The sequence below is a fragment of the Pseudomonas ovata genome (assembly GCF_003131185.1).
Classification (GTDB): Bacteria; Pseudomonadota; Gammaproteobacteria; order Pseudomonadales; family Pseudomonadaceae; genus Aquipseudomonas; species Aquipseudomonas ovata.
The window spans coordinates 1-21225 of the sequence record NZ_QFFU01000021.1 but is presented as its reverse complement, the minus strand read 5'-3'; the positions used below and the strand labels follow the sequence as shown (position 1 = coordinate 21225).

General features: G+C 60.3%; 20 protein-coding genes and 2 pseudogenes. 10 read left to right on the top strand and 12 right to left on the bottom strand.

All coding sequences use genetic code 11. The features are described from left to right. The first annotated feature begins 118 nt into the window (after positions 1–118). Both DGA31_RS22215 and DGA31_RS22210 read left to right on the top strand, forming a co-directional pair. Entirely contained in the window at positions 119–436 is a 318-nt protein-coding gene (locus DGA31_RS22215) for a hypothetical protein (RefSeq protein WP_109514000.1), read from the top strand. Positions 437–474: 38 nt separating this feature from the next. Then, a complete protein-coding gene (locus DGA31_RS22210; protein ID WP_109513999.1) occupies positions 475–1650 on the top strand; it encodes a PQQ-dependent sugar dehydrogenase in 1176 nt (391 codons plus the stop codon). A gap of 102 nt (positions 1651–1752) precedes the next feature. Here DGA31_RS22210 and DGA31_RS22205 read toward each other — a convergent pair whose 3' ends face one another. After that, entirely contained in the window at positions 1753–2061 is a 309-nt protein-coding gene (locus DGA31_RS22205; protein WP_056835633.1) for a PepSY domain-containing protein, read from the bottom strand. 228 nt (positions 2062–2289) lie between these two features. Between DGA31_RS22205 and DGA31_RS22200 the strand changes: the two genes are divergently transcribed. Both DGA31_RS22200 and DGA31_RS22195 read left to right on the top strand, forming a co-directional pair. Continuing rightward, positions 2290–4452: a TonB-dependent siderophore receptor gene (locus DGA31_RS22200; RefSeq protein ID WP_109513998.1), complete on the top strand. Its 2163-nt coding sequence runs from the start codon at positions 2290–2292 to the stop codon at positions 4450–4452. 526 nt (positions 4453–4978) lie between these two features. After that, positions 4979–6598 (top strand): methyl-accepting chemotaxis protein, encoded by a 1620-nt coding sequence (locus DGA31_RS22195; protein ID WP_109513997.1) that lies wholly within the window; start codon positions 4979–4981, stop codon positions 6596–6598. Positions 6599–6797: 199 nt separating this feature from the next. On the opposite strand, the gene DGA31_RS30890 is transcribed toward DGA31_RS22195, so the two are convergent. Further along, positions 6798–7430, bottom strand: coding sequence for a methyl-accepting chemotaxis protein (locus DGA31_RS30890; protein ID WP_421958002.1), 633 nt, complete (start codon positions 7428–7430; stop codon positions 6798–6800). A gap of 2000 nt (positions 7431–9430) precedes the next feature. Between DGA31_RS30890 and DGA31_RS22185 the strand changes: the two genes are divergently transcribed. The 3 genes from DGA31_RS22185 to DGA31_RS22175 all read left to right on the top strand — a co-directional run bounded on the left by DGA31_RS22185 (position 9431) and on the right by DGA31_RS22175 (position 12102). Then, positions 9431–10750 (top strand): MFS transporter, encoded by a 1320-nt coding sequence (locus tag DGA31_RS22185; protein WP_109513995.1) that lies wholly within the window; start codon positions 9431–9433, stop codon positions 10748–10750. Between the two features lie 112 nt (positions 10751–10862). Then, on the top strand, positions 10863–11354 hold the full coding sequence (locus tag DGA31_RS22180) for a YybH family protein (RefSeq protein ID WP_109513994.1): 492 nt from the start codon (positions 10863–10865) through the stop codon (positions 11352–11354). Between the two features lie 544 nt (positions 11355–11898). After that, the gene (locus DGA31_RS22175; protein ID WP_056835643.1) at positions 11899–12102 is read left to right on the top strand and encodes a helix-turn-helix domain-containing protein; all 204 of its coding nucleotides are present in this window, start codon (positions 11899–11901) and stop codon (positions 12100–12102) included. Positions 12103–12132: 30 nt separating this feature from the next. Here DGA31_RS22175 and DGA31_RS29675 read toward each other — a convergent pair whose 3' ends face one another. After that, positions 12133–12390: a PH domain-containing protein gene (locus DGA31_RS29675; RefSeq protein ID WP_152035065.1), complete on the bottom strand. Its 258-nt coding sequence runs from the start codon at positions 12388–12390 to the stop codon at positions 12133–12135. Here DGA31_RS29675 and DGA31_RS22170 point away from each other — a divergent pair. Further along, on the top strand, positions 12389–13105 hold the full coding sequence (locus DGA31_RS22170) for a hypothetical protein (protein WP_109513993.1): 717 nt from the start codon (positions 12389–12391) through the stop codon (positions 13103–13105). The genes DGA31_RS29675 and DGA31_RS22170 overlap by 2 nt on opposite strands. A gap of 3 nt (positions 13106–13108) precedes the next feature. Here the strand turns inward: DGA31_RS22170 and DGA31_RS22165 are convergent, their stop codons facing one another. Both DGA31_RS22165 and DGA31_RS22160 read right to left on the bottom strand, forming a co-directional pair. Beyond that, complete coding sequence (locus DGA31_RS22165; protein ID WP_109513992.1) at positions 13109–14200, bottom strand: diguanylate cyclase; 1092 nt, start codon at positions 14198–14200, stop codon at positions 13109–13111. Between the two features lie 197 nt (positions 14201–14397). Beyond that, entirely contained in the window at positions 14398–14985 is a 588-nt protein-coding gene (locus DGA31_RS22160; RefSeq protein WP_421958000.1) for a DcrB/PsbP domain-containing protein, read from the bottom strand. A gap of 436 nt (positions 14986–15421) precedes the next feature. Between DGA31_RS22160 and DGA31_RS30885 the strand changes: the two are divergent. Further along, positions 15422–15718, top strand: a pseudogene (locus DGA31_RS30885) (PAS domain-containing protein); the annotation flags it as partial. 252 nt (positions 15719–15970) lie between these two features. Further along, complete coding sequence (locus DGA31_RS22155) at positions 15971–17002, top strand: methyl-accepting chemotaxis protein (RefSeq protein WP_421958001.1); 1032 nt, start codon at positions 15971–15973, stop codon at positions 17000–17002. Positions 17003–17272: 270 nt separating this feature from the next. Here the strand turns inward: DGA31_RS22155 and DGA31_RS22150 are convergent, their stop codons facing one another. The 7 genes and pseudogenes from DGA31_RS22150 to DGA31_RS30340 all read right to left on the bottom strand — a co-directional run. Continuing rightward, entirely contained in the window at positions 17273–17617 is a 345-nt protein-coding gene (locus tag DGA31_RS22150) for a hypothetical protein (protein WP_109513990.1), read from the bottom strand. Positions 17618–17670: 53 nt separating this feature from the next. Further along, a complete protein-coding gene (locus tag DGA31_RS22145) occupies positions 17671–18048 on the bottom strand; it encodes a hypothetical protein (protein WP_109513989.1) in 378 nt (125 codons plus the stop codon). Beyond that, the gene (locus tag DGA31_RS22140; protein ID WP_109513988.1) at positions 18045–18434 is read right to left on the bottom strand and encodes a hypothetical protein; all 390 of its coding nucleotides are present in this window, start codon (positions 18432–18434) and stop codon (positions 18045–18047) included. Before DGA31_RS22140 ends, DGA31_RS22145 begins: the two co-directional genes overlap by 4 nt. Beyond that, positions 18427–19149: a DUF4225 domain-containing protein gene (locus DGA31_RS22135; RefSeq protein WP_109513987.1), complete on the bottom strand. Its 723-nt coding sequence runs from the start codon at positions 19147–19149 to the stop codon at positions 18427–18429. The genes DGA31_RS22140 and DGA31_RS22135 overlap by 8 nt, the downstream gene beginning before the upstream one ends. Beyond that, positions 19146–19631, bottom strand: coding sequence for an Hcp family type VI secretion system effector (locus DGA31_RS22130; protein WP_109513986.1), 486 nt, complete (start codon positions 19629–19631; stop codon positions 19146–19148). Before DGA31_RS22130 ends, DGA31_RS22135 begins: the two co-directional genes overlap by 4 nt. 776 nt (positions 19632–20407) lie before the next feature. Next, entirely contained in the window at positions 20408–21130 is a 723-nt protein-coding gene (locus tag DGA31_RS22125) for a DUF4225 domain-containing protein (protein WP_109513985.1), read from the bottom strand. Next, positions 21127–21225: pseudogene (locus DGA31_RS30340) on the bottom strand (type VI secretion system tube protein Hcp); the annotation flags it as partial. The gene DGA31_RS22125 and the pseudogene DGA31_RS30340, both read right to left, overlap by 4 nt.

Sequence of the window (21225 nt, the reverse complement as noted above, 5' to 3'; positions counted from 1 at the left end):
ACCAGCCTTGTTACAAACTCCCCAGCGCAAACCTTGCCTGCACGCCACCACTGCCCGAACCTGCACGAACAATCGTCCTCAAAGACCTGAGCCTCTACCTTTATAGGGCAGGAAAATGATGAACCGTTTCGTGCAATGCCTGGCCATGGCCCTGATGCTGGCCGGTGCCACCTTGTTCAGCGCCCCGTCGATGGCCGGCGCCGAGCGCGGCGCCAACAGCAACCCTTACAACAGCCCCATCAAGCGCGCCAACCCCAACAGCCGCCAGGGCACCGCGCCGGCCACCCCTCAGGTGCGCACCCCAAACACCATGCCCACACCGCGTGCGCCTACGCTGGAAAACGGCGGCATCGGCAATGGCTATCCGACACGCCAGCAAGCCCCTGTGCGGCCTGCACCTGACACTCGCCCGAGCACGCCTGCACGCGGCAACTGATTTTTACCGACCTCTACGCCATGCATAAGGAATCGTCCATGCTGAGAAAAACCCTGATCGCAACACTCTGTGCCACTGCATTTGCCGGCGCGCCGCTGATGGCTTCGGCTGCCGAGGGGCCCAAGCCCAAGGAGTACAAAAGCGAGCTGGGCACCGTGACGGTTACCGAAGTGGCCAGCGGCCTGGATCATCCCTGGGCACTGGCGTTTTTGCCGGACAGCAAGGGCATCCTGGTCACCGAGCGCTCTGGCGACCTGCGCCTGGTGAACGCCGACGGCAAGCTGTCCGGTCCGCTTTCCGGGGCGCCACAAGTCTGGGCCAAGGGGCAGGGCGGCTTGCTCGACGTGGTGCTGTCACCGGATTTTGCCAATGACCGTATGGTGTACCTGGCGTACGCCGAGGGCGATGGCAAGACCGCGGCCGAAGGCGACAAGGCCGGTACGGCCGTGGGGCGCGGGCGGCTGTCGGCCGACATGACCCGCCTGGAAGACTTCAACGTGATTTTCCGCCAGCAACCCAAGCTGTCGGTGGGCAACCACTTTGGTGCACGCCTGGTGTTCGACCGCCAGGGCTACCTGTTCGTGACCCTGGGCGAGAACAATGACCGCCCCACCGCGCAGGATCTCGACAAGCTGCAAGGCAAGGTGGTGCGCCTGTTCCCCGACGGCCAGGTGCCGGACGACAACCCCTTTGTCGGGCGTGAAGGCGTGGCCCCGGAAATCTGGAGCTTTGGCCACCGCAACCCGCAGGGCGCGGCGCTCAATCCCTGGAGCGGTACAGTCTGGCTCAATGAACACGGCCCCAAAGGCGGCGACGAGATCAATATCGTCGAGCGTGCGCAGAACTTCGGCTGGCCGCTGGCAACCCATGGCATCAACTATTCGGGGCAGCCGATTCCGGAAGCCAAAGGCAAGCGGGTCGAAGGCACCAAGGCGCCGTTTCATGTCTGGGAAGTGTCGCCGGGTGTCAGCGGCATGGCGTTCTACGATGACGGTCGTTTCAAGGCCTGGGACCATAACGTCTTTATCGGGGCGTTGAAGAGCGAAGATTTGATTCGTCTGCAGTTCGAAGGCGACAGGATTGTGCACGAAGAGCGCTTGCTGGGTGAGCGCAAGGAACGCATTCGCGATGTCAGGCAGGGGCCGGATGGGTACTTATATGTATTGACGGACGACAACAGCGGCAAGTTGCTGAAAGTGGGACTCAAGGAATAAAGGCAGGGAGTGGTTCGCGGCTAAAGCGGTTCGCCGCCCGGCCGCGCCTACCATTTCGTAGGCGCGGCCGGGCGGCGAATCGCGTTAACTGTTATTCAGCGATTAACGATCTTCTTTATCGACCAGCACGGTGCCGTCTTTGGCATTGACGTGGTAATCCCATTCCTTGCCACTGGCATCCCGCAGTTCAATCTCATAGACATATTGGCCGCTGGCATTCTTGTCCAGCTCGGTGTCATGAATCGTAAAGCCAGGCTTGGCTTTCAGGGCCTGTTCATTGAACTTCTGCAGGTCACCGACGGTGCCGGCTTTTTGCAGGCCTGCTATTTCATCAGGGCGCACATCTGCCTGAGCCATACCGGCAGCAGACGTCAGGGCAAGAGCAGCAAACAGGGCAGGCATCAATTTCATGAGGGTCTTCCTTTATAGGTCAGGGAATCTGTGTGTATAGAGACACGTTCAACTGAGGAGTTCAGTTGTTTCGTTGGGGCCAGATTAATCATCCCAACTTAATTCACCCTTAAAACATGAATCCCTGCGGCCGTGTTCGTTTTTATTGAATGAGCGCCGGTAACGCTTGTAAAAGCGCCGCCGGAAACGTAAAAGATGGCCCCCGCCGATTTCAGGAGTCACCTGTTGATGAGTACGCCGCACCGATTGCCCTGGTCCCTGTTGCCCTTGGGCATGGCCGTCGCCGCCCCGTTGTGGGCGGCAGAACCGGTCAGGCTCGACGCCACGCATATCAGCGGCGCGGCCAGCCAGGCTGCGGCCGAGGGTTATCAGGCCAGCCATGCCGCGGTGGCCGGTTTTGGTGAGGCGCCGCTGCTCGACACCCCGGCGTCGGTCGCGGTGTTCACCCAGGCGCAGCTCCAGGATCGGCAGGCAAGGCTGCTCAGCGAAGTGCTGCGCAACGACGCCTCGGTGGGCGAGGCCTACGCGCCGGTGGGTTACTACGAAAACTTCCTGGTGCGCGGTTTCTCGCTCAATGCCGGCAACAGCTACCGCATCAACGGCCGCAGCATCGCCGGCGAGCAGAACGTCGCGCTGGAAAACAAACAGCAGGTCGAGCTGCTCAAGGGTGTCTCCGGCCTGCAAGGCGGGGTGGCCGAGCCTGGCGGCGTCATCAATTACCAGACCAAGCGCGCCGAAGACGTGCGGTCGGTCACCGTCGCGACCAACGAACACGGCGAACGCTACATGGCCACCGACGTGGGCGGCTGGTTCGGCAACGAACGCCAGTTCGGCCTGCGCGCCAACCTGGCCCATGAAGACATTCGCTCCTACGTAGAGCATGCCGACGGTGAGCGCGACTTTGCTTCCCTGGCCTTCGACTGGGCCATCAGTGAGCGCGCCACTTTGCAACTGGACGCCGAATACCAGACCCGCGAGCAACGCTCGGTGCCGGGTTACCAGTTGCTGGGGGGGAACCAGTTGCCCCATGACGCCTCGCCACGCAAGCGCTTGGGTCACCAGGACTGGTCGAACCCGGTGGGCATCGACTCGCTGAACCTGGGCGGGCGTTTTGAATACCGTTTCAATGATGCCTGGACCGGCAGCCTTAGCGCTTCGCGCAGCCGCGTGGTGATCGATGACTACAGCTCGTTTGCCTGGGGCTGCTACGGCGCGGCCAGTTGCGCCGACACCGCCGTGCCGAACCACTTCAGCCCCGAAGGCGACTACGACATCTATGACTTTCGCAGCCCCGACGACACCCGGCGCAACGACGAAATCGAAGCCGCGCTCAGCGGGCGCTTTGCTACCGGTACGCTCAGCCATGAGCTGAGCGTCGGCACCAGCGCGTTCCGGCGCACGGTCGACACCCGTGGCACCTTCAATGAGTGGGTCGGTTCCGGCAACATCGACCAGACCCCGGACACCTTCGTGCCGGCCGACCTGGCCCTGCCGCACACCGAGCGCCGCCTGGACAGCCGCCAGTACGGGGTGTTCTTCACCGACCGGATTCGTTTCGACGAGCACTGGCAAGTGGTGGCCGGCGGGCGCCAGGTGTACGTCGATGAACAGGCCTGGAGCGAAACCGGCGCTGACATCCGCCACACCCGGCGCTCGCTGTTCCTGCCGCAGGCGGCGCTGATCTACAAGCCGCTGGACGACCTGTCGCTGTACGCCAGCTACAGCAAGGGCCTGTCGCTGGGGGGCACGGCGGCCTGGTTCACCCACAATGCTGGTGAAATCCTGGCACCGACCGTATCGCGCCAGCTGGAAGCCGGCATCAAGTACGACCTGAACCGCATGAGCCTGACCGCTGCGCTGTTCCAGATTCGCAAGGCTTATCAGTATTCGCAGCCCCAGGACGACGGCACCTTCACCTATGTGCAACAGGGTGAGCAGAAGAACCTGGGCCTGGAGCTGGGCGCCAATGGCTGGTTGACCGAGCGCCTGCAGGTCTCGGCCAGTGCCGCCGCGATTCGTGCACGGGTCGAAGGCAGCGGCACCGAGGCCTATGAAGGCCACCAGGCTCTCAACGTACCCAAGTACCGCGCCAGCCTGCAGGCCGACTACCGCCTGCCCGTCCCGGGCCTGGCCCTGCTGGGCGGCGTGCAGTACAGCGCCAGCAAATACGCCGACCGGCAGGGCGAGGTGCAGGTCAACGACTACGCCCTGTTCAACGTCGGCGGGCGCTACAGCACCCGACTGGGCGGTTACGACACGGTGTGGCGACTCACCGTCGATAACCTGTTCGACAAACGCTACTGGCGCGACGTCGGCGAATACCTGGGCGACGACTACCTGTTCCCCGGCGCCCCGCGCACGGCACGCCTGTCGGCCTCGGTGAATTTCTAGTCCGGTTCTACGGATACATGTAGGCGCGGCTTCAGCCGCGAAGGGCAGAACGCGGATGGGTGGCTAAAGCGAATCACTGCCCGGCGGGTCCTGTAGGAGCGCGCTTGCCCGCGACCGGCTGCGTTAGCAGTCGTAAATTTGTGGCGTTTCATAGATTTTGAATACGTTCACAATCGTAAATTTGTGGCGTTGCGCAGATTTTGCGAGCGCTACGCACTCGGTCGCGGGCAGAGCGCGCTCCTACAGGTGTGAATTCAATAGCCAATAAAATCAATAAGTTATTGTGCCCTTGATGAGGGCAGTTTCAGCCGCGAAGGACGCAACGCAGGTTGGCGGCGTGTGCTTCCCGGCTAATGCAGATCGCCGCCCGGCGGGTCCTGCGGTTCTGTGTGAATGCGTTCATCCGACTGTCATCAAACTGCCATCTTTCATTGATTCAATGCCCGCGCACAGGGAGGTGCCAACGAATCAACGAGGGCGCATGCACCGCCATGACGCCGTCCCTCCCGTGAGATGCCTGTCCCCTATGCACAAATCCCTGAGACTTCAGATCCTGGCCTTGCTGGGCTTCAGTCTGGCGTTGCTGCTGGCCATTGCCCTGGCCTGCTTCTACCTGCTGTCCAATAACGTGCGCGACTACCGCGGGCTGCTCGACGGTCCCTTGCGGGCCTCGCAACTGATCGATGAAGCCAACCTGCAATTCAAGATTCAGGTCCAGGAATGGAAGAACGTGCTGTTGCGCGGCAAAGTGGCGACCGATCGTGACCGCTACTGGGCGCAGTTCGAACAGCAGGAGCGTGCCGTACAAACCGTGCTGGGGCAGCTCAGCGCCTGGCCGGGCCTTGAGGCGCCGATCAAGCACCAGATCGAGCGCCTGCGCCAGGAACATCGCACCCTGGGCGAGGCGTACCGCAAGGGGCGCGAGGCCTTTATCGCGGCCGGTGCGGATCCGGTGGCCGGCGACCTGGCGGTCAAGGGCGTGGACCGTGCTGCCAGCGAACAGATGAGCGCGCTGGTAGAAACCCTGCGCCAGCACAGTCAGGCGCAATCGCAACAGATCAGCGACGCCGCCGGCCGCACCATCCTCAGTGGTGCACTGATCATGCTGCTCTCGGCGCTGCTGGTCGGGCTGTTTACTTTGTGGCGGGTCAACCGCAGCATTGTCGCCCCGGTGCGCCTGCTGATCGACTATGTCGCGCAATTGAGCGAAGGCCGCTTCAGCGAACGGGTCGATGTCCGTCGCCAGGATGAATTGGGGCGTCTGGCCGTGGCCGCCAATCTGCTGCGCGATTTTCTGTCACAGACCTTCGTCAGCCTGCGCGGTGGGACGACCGACCTGGACAGCGCCAGTGTCGAACTCAAGACCATCGCCGGCATCATGGCCAAGGGCACCGGCGAGCAGTTCGAACGCACCGACCAGGTGGCGACGGCCATGCACGAAATGTCCGCCACCGCCCTGGAGGTGGCCCGTCATGCGGCACAAGCGGCCAATGCCGCCGACGAAGCCGACCATTGCGCGCGTGAAGGTGAGCAGGTCATGGGCGCAACCATCACCGCGATCAACCGCATGCGCACCGAAATCGGCAACACCGCGACGGTCATCGGCCGCCTTGAAAGCGACAGCGGACGCATCGGCAAGGTGCTGGAAGTGATTCGTGGCATTGCCGAGCAGACCAATCTGCTGGCCCTGAACGCGGCCATCGAGGCCGCCCGCGCCGGTGATGCCGGACGCGGGTTTGCCGTGGTGGCCGATGAAGTCAGGACCCTGGCACAACGCACCGCCGCGTCCACCGCCGAGATCAATCAGATCATCCATTCGGTGCAGACCGGTGCCGTCGATGCGGCGCAGGCTATCGAGAGCGGCCAGGCCCGCAGCCAGGAAAGCGTCGAGCAGGTGGCACTGGCCAGTCATTCCCTGCAGCGCATCACCACGGCCGTGGAATCGATCCGTGACATGAACCGCCAGATTGCCACGGCGGCCGAAGAACAGACTTCGGTGGCCGAAGACATTGCCCGCAACCTGACCCAGATCAGCGCCATCGCCACGGTCAACCAGGACAACATCCAGCGCACCCAGGTGGCCAGCGACGACCTGCACGCTCTGTCGCTGGGCCTGAACAGCGTCATCGCCGGCCTGACGCCCTGACACAACGCGACCGCACATGGCGCGGGGGTAGGAGCCCGCTTGCCGGCGACCGGCTGCACTAGCAGTCGTAACGTTGCAGCGTTTCCGAGATTTTGCGAGCGCTACGCACTCGGTCGCGGTGGCTCGGCATTCCGGCAAGCGCGCTCCTGCCGGACCCCATGTTTGCTGTGCGGCAGCGTGCCGCCTTGCGCTGTGTCACTCAGCCTACCTTGCTCACCTCGAACTGCCCCACCAGTTTCTGCAGTTTATTGGCGTTCAGGCGTACGATCTCGGCGCTGTTCTGCAGGCCGTTCACGGTCTGGCGCATTTCGCCGCTGGCCAGGTCGACCCGTTCGATGGTCTTGCCGTAATCCATGCTGCGTTCGCTCAGTTGCTGAATGATGGTGATCATGCTTTCCACCTCTTCATGCAACTGGGCGTTTTCAGTGGAGGCATCGACGCTGGTGCGCAAGTGATTGTCGACGTCCTGCACACCGCTTTCCATGAACGCCACCGCCTCGCGGGTCTCGCTTTGCAGGCCTTCGACCATCTGGCGGATCTCGTCGGCGGCACCGGCGGTGCGCACGGCCAGCGAGCGCACTTCATCGGCCACCACCGCAAAGCCCCGGCCATGCTCACCGGCCCGTGCCGCCTCGATGGCGGCATTGAGCGCCAGCAGGTTGGTCTGGTTGGTGATATTGGTGATCAGGCTGATGATCGTACCGATCTGGCCCATGCGCGCATCCAGCGACTGCACGCTGGCGGCCGAACGTTCGACCACATCGCGAATCGACTGGGTGCCCACCCGCGCGGCCTCGAACTGCTCGCGGGCGCGGCGCACCACATCGTCCATGGCCAGCCGGGTCTGTTCGGCCGTCATCGAGGCCTGCTGAATCTCTCCCAGTTGCCCCTCGACGATGCGCATCATGCGGTTGACGGCCTCGGTGACCTCGACCGAGGTGTGGCTGGCCTGCTGGCTGCTGCCGAGCATCTGCGCATTGGTCTTGCCCATGCTGTGTGACGCCTGGATCACCTGGCCGACCACGGCATCGAGGCGGTCGATAAAACTGTTGATCCAGCGGCCCATGTCGCCGGTTTCATCGTTGGCCATGCGCGAGGTGTCCAGGCGCTGGCGCAGGTTGCCTTCGCCTTCGGCGATGGTGCGGATCACCTCGGTCATGTCGCCCAGGCGTCCGGCCAGGCGCCTGGGGCCCAAGGCGCAGAACAACCACGCCGTGGCCACCATGGCCAACACTTGCAGGCCATCAATCAGCCAGGGGCTCAATCCGCTGTAGTGGTGCAAGCCATAATTGAAGGCGAACAATCCGCCCAGCGTGGCCAGATACGGCTTCATCAGCCCGTAGCTGAGCGAGCGGCGCCGATAGACTTCCTCAAGGTCCGCCTCGCACATCATGCCCCAGCGGTCCGGCGAGCCGGGCAACTGGAACGTCACGCCCTTGCCGATCACCGGAATGTGCCGGTAATCGGCGTAACCTGGGTAGGTGACGAACAGGTTCGAGCCGATGCGAATGGTTTCGCGCACGCCGGGGTGCAACTGGCCGGTGGCCGGGTCGATGAAGCGCAGTTCCAGTTCAGTGTGCTGGCTGACCCGCACCGTGCCCCAGTCGGTGCGCACACCGCTCTTGAGGTTGTCGCCGTGGGTAAAGGTGCTGTCTTCGAAGCGGCTGCGCGACAGCGCCGTACCCGGCGCGATGCCCGGCTCGAACACCGCCTTGGCCATGAACAGGTAGTTGTCGCCGGACTCGGGGTACACATGCCCGGCCTCGCGCTGGATCAGGTCACCCAGCACGTCATTGGGCACCCGGCCGCACAGGCAGCCCAGCACGCGGCCATCACGCAGCAGCGGCTGATAGAACATCAATGTCACTTCATCATGAAAGCGCGACGACGACGGGCCGATCTTCAGGGTCAGCGAATCGGTGTACGGGCCATGCAGAAACGGCTGGCGCAGACCGCAGGCCAGCGCTTCGTCCTGTTCATGGCGGCTGTTGCGCCCGCTCCAGGTCGAACACAGCACCGTGCCGTGCGGGTCGACGACAAACAATTCGGAAAAGTCCCGCGCCTGGCTGAGCTTGGCCTGCAGCAGGCCGGCATCGAGGCGTTCCAGTGCCGGGCCACCCAGTTGTGCGCCCAGTTCCACAAGGTGATCCCAGTATTCCTGCGCCCAGTGTTGCAGCAGGCGCACGCGCGTGTCGGCGATGGATTCGAACGTACGCTCCATCACCGGGTACAACGCACGGTTGAGGCGGCACGAGCGGCCCAGGGCCAGCTTGCCGTTTTTGCCCAGCCAGGGCAGCCAATGGTGTTCAGCAGGAGAGAGGTGCATGGATTCACTGTGCAGGGTCATGCCGATTCCTTTTCAGCCAAACATCAGATAGCCATCACTACGCAAACTCCGCGCCAGACGCTTTGTGTCAAAAGGATTGCGGTTATGTGATGACTCATGAGTGGTCGCGCACAGCCGTAAACGCGGGCTCTTGACCGTTCGTCGGGTTCAATCCGGTGGTTACGGTCAAGGTTGCACACGAAGTGCGCCCGATTGCGTTTATCTGAAAGCCATGCGCAGGCATGTTCATTTATGGTGCGGGTTTTTGGCGAGCGCCTTGAAAGCGGGCATGTGCGATGCCGGTCGCGTCCGGTAATCGTCAGTCGATGTCGCTTTCAGGACTGCAAAAAATATTCTTGTGGGGAAATAGATACCTTTCGCCCTTTTGTGGTGCGTTTTTTTAATCGGTTTTGCCGCAAGGTGAAGGTGGTAGGGCAGGGCAGCTTTGCTATTCTTCGCGCCTCGCGAGCGCCAGGCGCTTTTACTGTCATGTTTCGGGGTACCCAATGACGGCCATTGCACGACCACGTCCCCAACCGTTTTCCCGCGCCGATTACCGGACCCTGGGTCTGGCGGCGCTGGGTGGCGCCCTGGAAATCTACGATTTCATCATCTTCGTCTTCTTTGCCCTGACCCTGAGCCAGCTGTTCTTCCCGCCGGAAATGCCCGAGTGGCTGCGCTTGCTGCAAAGCTTCGGCATCTTCGTCACCGGTTACCTGGCCAGGCCGCTGGGCGGCATCCTGATGGCGCACTTTGCCGACCGGCTGGGGCGCAAGCGCGTGTTCAGCCTGAGCATCCTGATGATGGCCTTGCCCTGTTTGCTGATCGGCCTGATGCCGACCTACGCGCAGATCGGCTACTGGGCGCCCTTGCTGCTGCTGGGGCTGCGCATCCTGCAGGGCGCGGCGGTGGGCGGCGAGGTGCCCAGCGCCTGGGTCTTCGTGGCCGAACACGCCCCCCAAGGCCATCGCGGCTATGCGCTGGGTGTGCTGCAGGCCGGCCTGACCTTCGGCTACCTGCTCGGGGCCCTGACCGCCACCTGGCTGGCGAGGGTCTACACCCCGGCCGAAATCCTTGATTACGCCTGGCGCATTCCGTTCCTGCTGGGCGGTGTGTTTGGCGTGGTGGGGGTCTGGCTGCGCCGCTGGCTGAGTGAAACCCCGGTGTTCATGGCCCTGCACGCCCAGCGTCAGGACATCAAGGGCCTGCCGCGCCTGCCTTTGGGCCAGGTGCTGCGCGAGCACCGCCAGGCACTGCTGCCGGCGGCCTTGCTGACCTGCGTGCTGACCTCGGCGGTGGTGGTGCTGGTGGTCATCACCCCGACGGTCATGCAACAACGCTTCGGCTTCAGCGCCAGCCACACTTTTGCCCTCAGTGCGCTGGGCATCGTGTTCCTGAACATCGGCTGCGTGCTGGCCGGCCTGCTGGTCGACCGCCTGGGCGCCTGGCGCTGTGTCGGGCTCTACAGCCTGCTGTTGCCGCTGGGCATCGGCCTGCTGTATGCCAGTCTGATCGAACAGTGGCAGTGGCTGACACCCGGTCTTGCCTATGCCCTGGCCGGTCTGGGCTGCGGCATCGTCGGGGTCGTACCGTCAGTGATGGTGGGGTTGTTTCCGGCGCGTATCAGGGTCTCGGGCATTTCGTTCACCTACAACATTGCCTACGCGCTGTGGGCCAGCCTGACGCCGCTGCTGTTGATCGGCCTGATGCCCTGGAGCCCATGGGTGGCGGTGGGGTACTGCCTGGTGATGGGACTGGTCGGAATGCTGGCGGCGGCGGTGTTCGGCGCCCGGCAGCCGCTGGCCATCGAGACGCACACGGCCTGACCCATGACATGCGCCCATGACCGTCGCCGGATGGCCGGCCGTCCTGGGCGAGGGCAGGCGAACTACGCTTTATGGACCTGCAACCGAGCCGAGTATCGGCAGGAGCTTTTCCATGAACACTCAACGCAATGACAGCGCCATTGCCGGGCAGATCAGCGCACTGCTCAAGCGCTGGTCCGAGGCCGTCCGTGAACGGGATACGGACGCGATCATGGCCTGTTACCACAGCGATGTGATCGCCTTCGACGCGATCAACCAACTGCAATTCAAGGGGCTTGACGCCTATCGCCAGCACTGGGCGGCCTGCCTGGACATGTGCCCGGGCGCCATGGTGTTCGAACAGCACGACCTGGTGGTTCACGGTGAAGGCGAGACCGCTTTTGCCCATTGGTTGAACCGGTGTGGCATCGAGGGCGACAAGGACCACCCGCAAGGCTGCTGGATGCGCGGCAGCGCCGGCTACCGGCTGACCGACGCCGGCTGGAGGATCATCCACGAGCACTTTTCGGCGCCTTTCGACATGATCAGCAGCAAGGCGCTGCTGGACCTGCAGCCTGACGAGCATCGGCCCCTGGAGGCGGGCCATCAAGGCCGGCGCCACTGAAATCCGGTCACCGAGCCGTTCCATGGCGACCGTTGCGGCACGCTGCGTGATCCGTTCGGCAACCTGCGGTTCATCGCTACCCGCGTGCAGGACCTCGATCCTGAGCAGATCAAGGCCGGTGCCAGGGAGCGGTTCGCGGCGCCTTCGTGACCGGACGCAATGGATCCAAATGTAACAGTGGATTGTAATTTCATGGGCGCAAGTTTATCTTGCGCCCAGCGCCTTATTAACGCGTGAAAAGTCAATGGCCTATTAAATACATGCACTTAGCGTGCATCAAGGGCGCTTGTTCGGAATTCGGATATTGAAGTGTTAAGAGAAGTCCGAGTTGTATGTAGGAATTGTCCGAGTTGATAAATAATCAGCGCGTGGATTCGTCTGGCGTGAAGAATGTGCGCAGTGAATAACGGCAAGTGCTCAGGGGAGGGAGTGCTCGATTTATCGTCGGTGCCGTGCGCCAGATAATTGAAAGCCATAAATAGCAAGTGTAGGGAAAACTCCTACATGTTAAGTCGATGATGTTGCAGTTATCAGGGGAAACATCATGTGTGTGACAAGCCGGGAGCGGCAGGTGCTGGGGTTGCTGCTGCAGGGCAGGACCAACAAGGAAATCGCTGAACAGCTCAGGATCAGCGGCTATACAGTGCGTGATCATGTGTCGTCGCTGTTGCGAAAGAGTCAGGTCAAAACGCGTGCGCAACTGCTCGCCCAATACATGCGCGATATGTTGATGCCGCCGTTTGTTTGACCCCCTACATCTGTCGGATTGTACGGTGGCTCAATAACGACATAATGCGCCTGTTGCCGATGTGTGGATGCGGCTTATGTAAGGTCGCTCGGTGAGTGTGTGGCGGTGCAATAAATAACAGTCAGCAAGGATGTCCGCGTCCGGGCACGACAGTGCGATGGATGAGAGGGCATTGCTCAGCGTTAACACAAAGAAAGTCGCGATGCCGACAGGCTTTTTCCGGTGTTCAGGGACGCCGCGCGCCAAGGTGTCGTGAACTTTAATTTTTCTGACAAGGAGTTTTTCCATGGCAAGAAGTCTTGAATACTATGCAACGATCGCCACACAGCCGGAGGAGGTGCCTGGCGACGATGACTGCCTTGTGGCGTTTCGCACGGTGTGGCAACGCCAGGCAAAACTGTCGCCGGCAAAGCTGGGCACGTTGCATGATCGGCTGCTGGGCCCCAAGGGTATTTTCGTGTTGCTGGGGCGCCAGCTTGAACGGCTCGGCCGCCAGGCCCCCCTGCTCGATGAAGTGACCGCCCTGGGCGTGACCGAGCGCCGCGCCCAGGCGGAAAAGGCCCTGGTCTATGCGCTGGCCTATCACAACCGCCGCAGCGCCACCCTGAACCCGTACCGCACGGCCAGTCGCGAGCGCCTGTGCTGGATGATCTACGACAAGCATGCGCCGTTCGTGCTGGTGGAGCGCTACGTGGCCTTGCTGGCCCTGCACCAGCGTGACGGCGCCTTCTTTGCGCGCCTGATCGAGACCACCCGCGGCAGTGTCGAGCGGCGCATCCTGTTCAGCGGCCTGCTGGAACATCATGACGCCTTGCTGCCGATCGAACGCAGCGTCTACCCGGCCGACTACCGCGCGGCACAGCAAAGCCACCTGGACCATGAAGAGGCACTCTACGGCCAGTTGAACCTCGACCAGCCGATCTGGCTGCTGCTTGAAACCATCGGGCCGAAAAAGCTGGTTCGAAAGGTGGCCGCGCAATTGGCGCAACGCCAGGCGCAATAGGCCCTACGCGCTGGCCGGCATCCTTTGTTCATGATCGGTCTCCCACGAGGCGCCGACCACCCGGTTACGCCCGGTGCTCTTGGCCCTATACAGCGCCTTGTCGGCCGCATTCAGCCACAGCGCGGCCTCGGTGATATGGCTTTCGAGCGGCGCAATGCCAATGCTCAGGCTGACCTTGAGGCCGGGCCACTGTGTATCGCAATAGTCGTCCACGACCTGGCGCAGGCGTTCCAGTACATCGACGGCCTGATACAGGTGAGTGCCGGGCAGGATCACGCAGAACTCATCGCCACCATAGCGGCCGGCCAGGTCGGTTTCGCGAATATTGTCGCGCAGGGTCTGGCTGAAGGTCTTGAGCACCGCGTCACCCACCAGGTGCCCATACTCGTCATTGATGGCCTTGAAGTGATCGATATCAATCAGCGCCACGCAGCACGGCCGATGCACGGCGCGCACCTTGCTGAACTCCAGTTGCAGCAGGTCTTTCCATGAACCGTGGTTGATCAGCCCGGTCAGGCTGTCGGTGCGGCTGAGTTGGCGCAGGATACGCTTGTGCTCGCTGAGCTTGAGCGCGACCTTGTAGCCCATCCAGCCGATAAAGATCGGGTAGACCACCAGCAGCGGCAGGCAGGCGTAGGTTTCAAGCATAGTGCTGGCAAACTGGATTGGCGGCGACAGCACCAACAGGCATAACAGCAGGCCGCAGGCATTGGCCAGCAACCCTTGAAGCATCAGGCGCAGGCCGTTGGCGGCAATGTTCTGCATGGCCATCATCGCCAGAATGGCCACGCTGGGCAGCACGCTGATGCCCATCAGCCCCACCCAGATGCCGCCGGCCAACGAGTCACAGAGCATGTTGCGCAGTTCGGCCCGGTAAGGGTTGGCGCTGCGCCGTGCCCATTGCCAGGCCAGGTGCGGCCAGACAAAGGCGTGCAGCACCAGCAAGGCCCAGACCCAGTGGGTCGACGGCAGCGGATACAGCGCTGTGGCCACACACACTGAACCGACGCCCAGCCCGATTGTGCGCGGCAGATAGATACGCCGCGCAAATGACACTCCCTTGCCCTGGTGAAGCTCCGCTCTGATCGTTCCCATAATGCCTACCGGATGCTTCGTACTGCCCGGTCAGAAAAAGACTGCTTGACCGACAGAGGCAGTTTCACCTGTGGTCAAGACCAGGGGAAGATCACAAGGCCATTATTGTGGAACTATCAGACCAGACGCCGGTCCCGGCGACACAAATTCATCAATTGTTCACCTGTTCTGGCTTGAAAACAGCTCTGAAACAGGAGTTACCGACCGATGATGGCCTTTACGGCGGCCTCGTGGGCCTTGGGGTCCCTGGCGCTGGAAATCACATTCAATACCGCTGAGCGCTTGCCCGAGGCGGCGAGCAGGGTGGTGCTCAGCACATTGGCGCCGCCGAGGGTGGCCGACGCATCCAGCTGGCGCACGCCCAGACCGTTCTTCTTGGTCAGGCGCTGTTCGCCCAGGCGCTGCACATCCTGATAGCTGCTGCCCTGCTGGGTGAGCGCAGCCGCCGACAGCTCGTCGAGTACCTGGGCGTCATCGTCGCTGGCCTCGACCCCGACGGGAATCGGCGTTTCAGTGACGATCAGCACGCGCTTCTCGGCCTGCTGGGTATACATCGCACCGCTCACGCCTTCGGCCCGCGCCTTGGCATCGACTTCCGGCATCTCGTCCTTCACATAGCCGGCCGGCAGGGTAAAGGCCAGCTTGCCGCCCAGCAGCGACACTTGCAGGCTGGCCGCTGCCGCCTGGGCAAGCTTGGCGCGCGTGTCGGCCTGCACGGTGGCAGGTGCCAGAGGTGCGCTCAGCAACAGGACCAGCAGTGCGAATCTGAAGGGCGGCATGAACATCGGAAAAGGCCTTGATCGGTTGCGCAGAGAAGGCGGTCAGTGTGCCTCAATGACGCCGGATCTGTCGCCTGCGGATCTGCGCCAGGCGTGTTCAGGACACCCGTAGAGGCACACGTGTGCTCTGCCTGAATGCGACGTCACGGGCAGCGTGAAAAACTTGATCGGATTCTCAAATGTAAAAAATTTTCATCTTTAGGGAACTTTTAGAAAAGGCCCGAGAATCCGCTTGCATCGCCCTCTCGCTTGCCCAATGATGCCGCTGTGCCACCCCCACAACCACGACTTGCTTGCCGCAGGTTCTTCGCTACGCTTGCCCTCAGATACAGCCCGGTGATAACCCGCGTTTTATTAGAAAGAGCCATGTAAGGCGTCGCTCACAACCGTGCCCGGTGTGCTAAACCTTCAAGCGTGCCCGGACACTTGCAGTTCCATCAGGATGAGGTTGCAGTCGATGCGTTTGAACATGCCCGTCACCCAGAACGAAAGAACCTTTCCTGCCCACGAGCGGCTGATCTCCACCACCGACCTGAACAGCCACGTCACCTACTGCAACGACGCCTTCGCCGCCATCAGCGGCTTTACCCGCGAAGAACTGGTCGGCCAGCCGCACAACCTGGTGCGCCACCCGGACATGCCGCCCTCGGTATTCGCCCACATGTGGGAAACCATCAAGCAAGGCAAACCGTGGATGGGCGTGGTCAAGAACCGCTCCAAGAACGGCGATTTCTACTGGGTCAGCGCCTACGTCACCGCCGTGTATGAAAACGGCCGCATCGTCGGCTACGAGTCGGTGCGCTCGCTGCCCACCCGTGATCAGGTGCGCCGCGCCGAAGCGTTGTACGCGCGCCTGCGCGCCGACAAGCCGGCCGTCTCGATCGCCAGCAGCGCGGCGTACCATCTGGTGCGGCAACTGCCCATGATCTTCGCCGCCATCGCACTGGTGGCGGGCAACTATCTGCTCGACGACACCCCGTTTCTGGCGCTGATGCTGGTGGTGCTGCTCGGCCTGGGTGTGTACCTCGAAATCCGCCAGCGGCGCGACCTGCAGAAAACCCTCGACGAACACCCCAAGGCCTTTACCAGCGCCCTGGTGGCCCTGACCTACAGCGACAACCGTGGCCCCCAGGCGCAACTGGACCTGGCCATGCTCAGCGGCGAAGCGCGCCTGCAAACGGCACTGACCCGTCTGGTCGACACCGGTGAAAGCGTCAAGCAACGCGCCGGGCAATCGGCGCAACTGTCGATCCAGCAAGCCCGCTCGCTGGACCAGCAACGCAACGAAACCGACCAGTCGGCCACCGCCATCAACCAGATGGCTGCCACCATCCAGGAAGTAACGCACAACGTGCAGAACACCGCACACGCCGCCCAGGAGGCCGACAAACTGGCGCTGCAAGGCCGCAACCTGGCCGACGAAAGCCTGCTGGCGATCCGGCACATGGCCAATAGCGTCACTGAAATCGGCAACGCCGTCGGTGAGCTGGCCAGCGCCACCCAATCGATCGGCAGCGTGGTCGACGTCATCACCTCCATTGCCCAGCAAACCAACCTGCTGGCCCTCAACGCCGCCATCGAAGCCGCCCGTGCCGGCGAGCAGGGCAGGGGCTTTGCCGTGGTCGCCGACGAAGTCCGCAGCCTGGCCTCGCGCACCCAGTCATCCACCGAAGAAATCCAGAAAATCATCACCTCCCTGCGCGACGGCGCCGACCGCGCCGTGGCCACCGCCAGCCGCGGCGGGCAAATCTCCCAGGAAAGCGTCGCCAGTGTCGAAGCCGTGCAACAAGCCCTGGACGGCATCAGCCAGGCCGTGACCCGCATCACCGGCATGAGCCAGCAAATGGCCTCGGCCTCCGAAGAGCAAAGCCACGTGGCAGAAAACATCAGCCAGCAGATCACCCGCATCGCCCAACTCTGCGACCAGAGCGCCGGGCAGGCCGAACAAGGCTCGGCCATCAGCAGCGAACTGGAAGCCTCGGCGCAGTACCTGCACAGCCTGGCGGAACGGTTCAGTCGGTAAGACAGTACCGAACCGATACAGGTCATCACCCGCCGCGTTGGCGCGCCGCCAACATCTGGTCTGTAGGAGCGACCAACGGTCGCGAAAAGGCTATGCGGCGTTCGCGACCGCTGGTCGCTCCTGTGGCGTAATGCCGGACCACCGCGACCGGCTGCGCCAGCAGTCGTAAAAATAGCGCCTCGCTACCGCCCTGTCTGATGGCGGCAGATCTCTACGGTCTTTAAAGCACAACAGCGCCGTATCAAAAACCAGGTGCGCCCCACACGACCCTCAGCGTATCCGCGGATCAAACCCTTTCTTCCAGAACTTCAACCTGTAACGTTTGCGCCAGAACCGCTCATCCTCGGAAACGGGATAAGTGGTTGCATGCAAGGCAGTGCACAGCATGGACATCAGCCGCAATAGCGGTTCATCGATGTACCCGTAAAAAACCAGATGATTGGTTTTCACGACCGTCCAATGCACAAACATCATGACGAGGTTGTGGGTGAAAACAGTGCGCCAAACCAGTTTGCTGTAGCGCTTGCCAGAGCGTTTCAGCTTGCACCACAGCGAGGGCAAGTAGAGAGCGATGGATAAGGTGATATAGAGAAGATAAAAGTCAAAGTCTGTCATTGGCAGTGTCGGGTCGATTGCGACGGTCAGAGAGGGGCTGCATGGGTAGGGATTCAGCCGCGCTTTTTTCGATGCTCACGGCGGTAGTCATGAATGGATTTTTTATGCCGACGGATTTTAGGATCAAAACGATTTCGCCAGCGCCAGCGACGATTTTTATGTTCACGAGGAATGGCCAAACCATGAAGCAGTATCAAGGCAGCCGACAGAAAACCTGCCGGCAGGAACAGAAGACTTTCCTGAGAGAAAAGCCTGCCCGACTCTATAAGGTAGGAGTGGTAGATGATCATGAGGATGTTGTAGATCAACATGATGTGGTTGCGAGCTTTGGTAAAGCCTCTTCCAGACCAGGCGAATTTCGTCCAGTGTGCCGGAAGATAGAACACTGTCGAGACGGCGATCACCAATAAAGCGAGCAGCGTGTTGTTCATGATCGTTTCCAGAAAAACAGAATGGATTTTCTCGGCTGTGCCAGTCGATAACGATCAAAGGTCAGTTTGTGTTTGCGGATTTTTGGGTCGAAGCGTTTGCGCAGACGCCAAGGTCTTCTTTTCCACGTTGTAGGAATGGCGGAAATGTGTAAGAAAATCATCAGTGCGGATAGCCAGCCCAGAGGGAATCTGTCCATGGAACCGTAGAAAGGGATGTGGCCCTTTTCTAGGAAGTACATATGAAGTGATCCGGCATAAATATTATAGATCATCAAGATCCATAGTTTTGTGTTGGAAAAGCCTTTGCCTGAAAATGCAAACTTTGCCCAATGGGCAGGGATGTAGATGACGACTATTATTGCCAGAATAATAATGATTTCATTCATGTTGTTTGGTTTTTTCTTTATGCAGGCTGTGTAAGGTTGCACCATCACCGATGGCCTCAAGGCCGAGTGCATATTTTGAAGTGTTTTTATAAGCTCTGACTTTGTCGCTCTCTGTATATCGCCAGAGCCGCCAAGCGTCAGGTTTTTTTATAAGTCGGACTAATCCGTAAAAAGACAATCCCAAGTCAGCCGCGCCATAGATCATGTTTCCTTCATATTCTGTACCGCCAAGCCACACAGAAAGCCCCTGGTATTGTTTGCGTACCCATCCCTCTGTGTCCGTGCGGTTTCCAATTAGATTATGGCCATTTTCATAGATGTTATTGATTCCATGAGAAACAAGGGGAAGGCCGAAAAACAAGCAAAGTGTTCCTCCTGATCCCGTACAAACACCGGCCCCTGTGGCAATCTGTGCGGTGCCAGCGGCGACGCCTACGACTTTTTTACCTACCTCAAATGATTGGATGGAGAGTCTCTTGATTTCTGCTGTGATCGCATCCAAACCTTCTTGGGCATCTTTTAGTTCGGCCTTTACATCCTCTAAAATCCCTTGTACAAAACAAGCGATCTCCCGATTAAACTGCAGCCGCAACATCCCATCCTGAATATGCCGCGCCGATAACGTACACGCTTGCCCTTGCAGCGAAATCGCCGCCTGCTCGACCTCCGCCAGCCCATGCCCGCCCGCCGTAGGCTTCTTCTCCAGCAGCGTCATGACTCGGCACTCCATGACGCATACCCGGTCGTGCCTGCCGTATGGTGCGTCCAGATAATGTCGCGGTAACGAATGGCAACATGCTCTTGCGGCTGGGCATCGCCTTGCATCAGCACATGCGGCATATCCAGGGTCAGTTCGGTCAGCAACCCGCCGCGGATTTCCACGGTGTAGAACTTCTCTTGCGCCCCGAATGCGGCGGTGCGGTAGAAATTGATGATGCAGTCAACCTGCTCACGGTTGGCCAGGGCCTGGCTCAGCAAGGGCGAAGACTTGTCGACATGCTTGGTGATGAACACCGGGCGGTGGGTGGCGTGCCGGGCGTTGTCGATATTGGCCACGTTGTGCGCGAACGACAGCACCATGATCTCGTCGCTGTGCCCGGTCTGGCATTTACTGCCCATCGAGACCGGCGTCGAACACCCCGCCGAAATCAGGCCCTGTTTCTCGCCCTTGATGGTCATATAGCCGCAGTTCGCCATGACGGTCCTCCTTGATAAATGGAGGGCCAGTCTATTTTCGAGCTTCCCGGCGATATGTAGGACGCGTCCGAAATGAACGCTGCCGATGGCTATTGCTCATCGGCTCAGAATCATGAACGGCCCGACACGACACAGTGCTATCGCACCGCAGGCACCGAGCTGATGTGGGAGGGGGCTCTGCCCGCGATGAGGCCAGTAGGAATGGTACATAGGCCACGGCTGTAAACCAGTCATCGGATAGCCAGCCCAGAGGGAATCTGTCCATGGAACCGTAGAAAGGGATGTGGCCCTTTTCCAGGAAGTACATATGAAGTGATCCGGCATAAGTGTTATAGGTGATTCACTATGTTCTACGCCTAAACCAGCAGGGCGAGCAGTGTGGTGTTCATGATCGTCTCCAGAAAGAAAGGATGGACTTTCTTGGCTGTGCCAGTCGATAACGATCAAAGGTCAGTTTGTGTTTGCGGATTTTTGGGTCGAAGATTTTTCGTGAGCGCCCAGGTCTCCTTTTCCACTCCGTAGGGATGGCAGAAATATGTAGGCATATCATCGCTACGGATAGCCAGCCCAAGAGGTAATTTTCCATAGGGCCATAAAAAGGGATGTGACTCTTTTCCACAAAGTACATATGAAAGCACATGAAGTAAAAGTTGTAAGCTGTCCAAACCCAGAATCTCGTCTTTGTGAAGCCTCTTCCTGAACATGCAAATTTTGCCCAGCGGGCCGGTTGGTAAATGGTGATTGCAATTAAGGTTAGGATGGTGTAGCTGAATAATTCATTCATTTTTCTCTTTTCGCTCCTGATACATACTGCCTGACGTTATTGCGTCGCCTGCAGCTTCAAGGCCGAGTGCATATTTTGATGCGTTTTTATACGCTCTGACTTTGTCGTTCTCTGTATATCGCCAGAGCCGCCAAGCGTCAGGTTTTTTTATAAGTCGGACTAATCCGTAAAAAGACAATCCCAAGTCAGCCGCGCCATAGATCATGTTTCCTTCATATTCTGTACCGCCAAGCCACACAGAAAGCCCCTGGTATTGTTTGCGTACCCATCCCTCTGTGTCCGTGCGGTTTCCAATTAGATTATGGCCATTTTCATAAATGTTATTGATTCCATGAGAAACAAGGGGAAGGCCGAAAAACAAGCAAAGTGTTCCTCCGGATCCCGTACAAACACCGGCCCCTGTGGCAATCTGTGCGGTGCCAGCTGCGACGCCTACGACTTTTTTACCTACTTCAAATGATTGGATGGAGAGTCTCTTGATTTCTGCTGTGATCGCATCCAAACCCTCTTGGGCATCTTTTAGTTCGGCCTTTACATCCTCTAAAATCCCTTGTGCAAAACAAGCAATCTCCCGATTAAACTGCAGCCGCAACATCCCATCCTGAATATGCCGCGCCGATAACGTACACGCTTGCCCTTGCAGCGAAATCGCCGCCTGCTCGACCTCCGCCAGCCCATGCCCGCCCGCCGCAGGCTTCTTCTCCAGCAGCGTCATGACTCGGCACTCCATGACGCATACCCGGTCGTGCCTGCCGTATGGTGCGTCCAGATAATGTCGCGGTAACGAATGGCAACATGCTCTTGCGGCTG